Source organism: Paucihalobacter sp., assembly GCF_036825875.1.
In the GTDB taxonomy this organism is placed as follows: Bacteria; Bacteroidota; Bacteroidia; order Flavobacteriales; family Flavobacteriaceae; genus Paucihalobacter.
Map to the genome: position 1 here is coordinate 1 of NZ_DAISXK010000040.1, position 3,586 is coordinate 3,586.

The window sequence follows — 3,586 nt, forward strand, 5'->3', positions numbered from 1 at the left end:
CTGTTAAGGAAAAGAATAGGTTTGAAAATGAATTTTTTTAATTCTAGTTTTGAATCATAAAATAATTATTTACATGGACTTATCTGGTCCAAAGTTAAGGATTGCACCTATAGCTATATCACGTAAAAAAAATAAAGTTAAAAATAGTATTACAATTCGTGATGGCGAACATCTTTGGCTTAAAAAAACTGAATCACGTGGAAAAGCATCAAAATTCAATAAACATGGTGTGCAAACCAAAATTGGTGAAATTGGCGTGCTATTACCCGAAATTATTGATGATGTACAAATCAATCACCGTGTTTTGTTTGATGATGGTATGATAGAGTCGGTGGTTGTTTCTAAAACAGCTGATAGCGCAACATTGCGCATCACCAAATGTTATAAATCGAAATTAGCTTCAGAGAAAGGCATTAATCTGCCCGATACCAAATTAAACCTGCCCGCCTTAACAGAACGGGATATAGAAAACTTGCCCTTTGTTTGCGAATATGCCGATATTGTTGGCTATTCATTCGTAAGAACGGCCAGCGATGTGAGCTTTCTACAAAAGCAATTAAACATTCATAATGCAAAAGACATTGGGGTTGTCTACAAAATTGAAAATAAAGAAGCCTTTGAAAATTTACCTTTTATCTTGTTGGAAGGCATGAAAAGCGCGCCTATGGGCGTGATGATTGCCCGAGGTGATTTAGCAGTTGAGATTGGCTTTGAACGAAGCTCCGAAGTACAAAATGAAATTCTATGGCTGTGCGAGGCCGCGCATGTTCCTGTAATTTGGGCTACTCAAGTACTCGAAAATTTAGCCAAAACAGGTATCCCAACCCGTGCCGAAATAAGCGACGTGGTACAAGGCGTTCATGCCGAATGTATCATGCTTAACAAAGGGCCATTTATCAACGATGCAGTCGTTTTACTTAAAAATATTTTAGGACGTATGGAAGCGCACTCCTTCAAAAAGAAAAATGCCTTTAGGGCTTTACACGTGGCGCAGAATGCATTAAAACCATTACTGGGAATAATAAATCCGAGTCATGACGTCTAAAACGTCTTATTGAATAGTTTTAATCCCATACTGATCTACAATAAATTTCTCACCGTCAAAAGATAAGGTCATGCTTAAGGTTTCCCAAGCAGTGCCTTCAATACCTTTTAGTTCCACACCCTTATTGGTTTTGATGATGGTGAATAAAAAATCGGCCAAGTTAGTGTCTTTTTTAGGATTTACCTGCTCCAAATCAGTCATGCCGTATTCGTCAATAGCTTGGGCTTGGTCGTTGCTAAGGTTAAAAGATAAGTTCTTCCAAGCGGTACCTTCAATACTTTGCATGTTGAATCCAGTTTTGGTATTTTCAACTACCAATTTAAAATCTTGTAGATCGCCTGATTTGACACCTTGAGCCATTAACCAATTACTTCCGGCAAAAATAAAAGAGATCAATAATAATTTAAAAAGCGTTAAGGTTAAGTTCGAAATAGTTTTCATAGTTTTTTAAGTTTTAATATCTAAAGATACAAAAACTTTTACAACGAGAAAAGCTTACAAGCATGAACCAAAGCCATTATAAATGAAATGAAGTGTATCAAAATTATTTGGAAGCATCGCCATGGCTTGCAATATATACATTTCATAAACTCCAAAAATCAAGACATTAATTTTCGTATTTTTAACTTTTATCATAAACGCATAATCCCGAAAACAAAACATACATTATGAATCATTTCAAATTCTTCGTCCTACTTCTATTTACACCCTTTTTTACTTCGGCACAACTAGACCTTAGCTACCAAACGCCACACAACAATATTAAAAGTCTGGCCGATGTCACCATGCCGCCAAGTATCAGCATCAATAACGACGGTACCAAAGCATTGCTCATTTACCGCTTGGGTGGTCTGCGCATCAATCCAGTGACGAATATTTCTAGTAGAGCGCGCTATAGCACCAACTTAGAATTGTTCGATCCTAAAAGCCAGACAAGTTCCAAAATTGCCAATATGCCCACCAACCCGAGTATTGCCAATACAAGTTGGTCACCCAAACAAAATTATATCGCGTTTACCAATACGACTGCCACAGGTGTAGAGTTATGGGTAATTGATTACGCCAGCAAAAGTGCCAAAAAACTAACGGATGCCAACTTAAACGCCAATATTGATGGCGCCATGACTTGGATGCCAGATGAAAGTGGTTTACTTATTAAAACACTACCTGCCAACCGACCAAAATTGATAGATACCGCAATAAATATTCCTAAAGGACCAACTATTTCAGTGAATGAAGCAGGGCAAAAAGCCCAAAACCGGACCTATCAGGATTTGCTTCAAAATAAAGCTGATGAAACCAATTTTGAAACCTTGGTCACCAGCGAAATTTATAAAGTTGATTTAAACGGCACCCCTACCCTATGGAAAACTGCTGGGATGTATTCTGGGATATCCTTTTCGCCTGATGGTAATTATATTATGGTCTCTGAAATCAAAAAACCTTTCTCATACATTGTACCATACCCAAGGTTTCCAACCTCTTACATCGTGTACAATCAAAATACTGAACCTGTAAAAGTCGTTGCCGAAGTGCCACTCATTGAGGAACTTCCACAAGGTTTTATGGCGACACGTACCGGTATCCGAAACATTGGCTGGCGTAACGATCAGCCCGCTACCTTGTACTGGGTTGAAGCCTTAGATGGCGGCGATCCTGAAACCGACGTTGATTTTAGAGATGAAGTGTTTCAGTTAAAAGCTCCCTTTAATGGTAACAAATCATCGCTTGCAAAAACTAAATTACGCTATGCCGGCATCACTTGGGGCAACGATAATATAGCGGTAATTTACGAACGCTGGTGGAATACCAGAACTTCCAGAACCTTGTTTTTTAATCCTTCCAATTCAAATGAAAAGCCACAACTATTTTTAGAGCGCAATTATCAAGATACCTATAGCGATCCTGGCAGTTTTGTTACCATGCGCAACGATTATGACCAATCGGTGTTAGAGTTTTCAAAATCTAATACCGTCATGCTTATGGGCGACGGTTACATACCTGAGGGCAAGTTTCCGTTTATTGATGAATACAATCTGAAATCAAAGTCGAAAAAACGATTATACCAAAGTAAAGACGACGACTTTCTTGAAGACATAGTAAATATCATCGATATTAAAAAAGGTGATGTTTTGGTTAGACTAGAAAGCGCTACCCAGTTCCCAAATTACTACATGCGTAATATTAGAACCAATAAATTAGAACAAGTTACAGACTTTAATAATCCATTTAAAGCCTTACAAGATGTTCATAAAAAAGTGATTACTTACAAACGTGATGACGGACTTGAGCTTTCTGGCATCCTGTACTTGCCAGTGGGTTACGACAAGGACAAAAAAGAAAAAAGACCAATGATTATGTGGGCTTACCCGCGTGAATATAAAGACCGCAGTAGTGCCGCTCAGGTGACTTCAAGCTCTAAAGAGTTTACCTATCCTTATTACGGCTCCCCTATTTATTGGGTGAATCGCGGTTATGTGGTGTTGGACGATGCCGCCTTTCCTATTATAGGTGAAGGTGATGAACAACCCAACGACAGTT

At 38.4% G+C, this 3,586-nt stretch carries 2 protein-coding genes and 1 pseudogene; 2 read left to right on the top strand and 1 reads right to left on the bottom strand.

Annotated elements, in window-relative coordinates:
* Window positions 1–49 precede the first annotated feature (49 nt).
* Window positions 50–1,045, top strand: coding sequence for a pyruvate kinase (locus V7Z48_RS10745; RefSeq protein WP_334113460.1), 996 nt, complete (start codon window positions 50–52; stop codon window positions 1,043–1,045).
* A gap of 6 nt (window positions 1,046–1,051) precedes the next feature.
* Here the strand turns inward: V7Z48_RS10745 and V7Z48_RS10750 are convergent, their stop codons facing one another.
* Window positions 1,052–1,486 (bottom strand): hypothetical protein, encoded by a 435-nt coding sequence (locus V7Z48_RS10750; protein WP_334113462.1) that lies wholly within the window; start codon window positions 1,484–1,486, stop codon window positions 1,052–1,054.
* 320 nt (window positions 1,487–1,806) lie between these two features.
* On the opposite strand from V7Z48_RS10750, the pseudogene V7Z48_RS10755 reads away from it, so the two are divergent.
* Window positions 1,807–3,586: pseudogene (locus V7Z48_RS10755) on the top strand (S9 family peptidase); the annotation flags it as partial.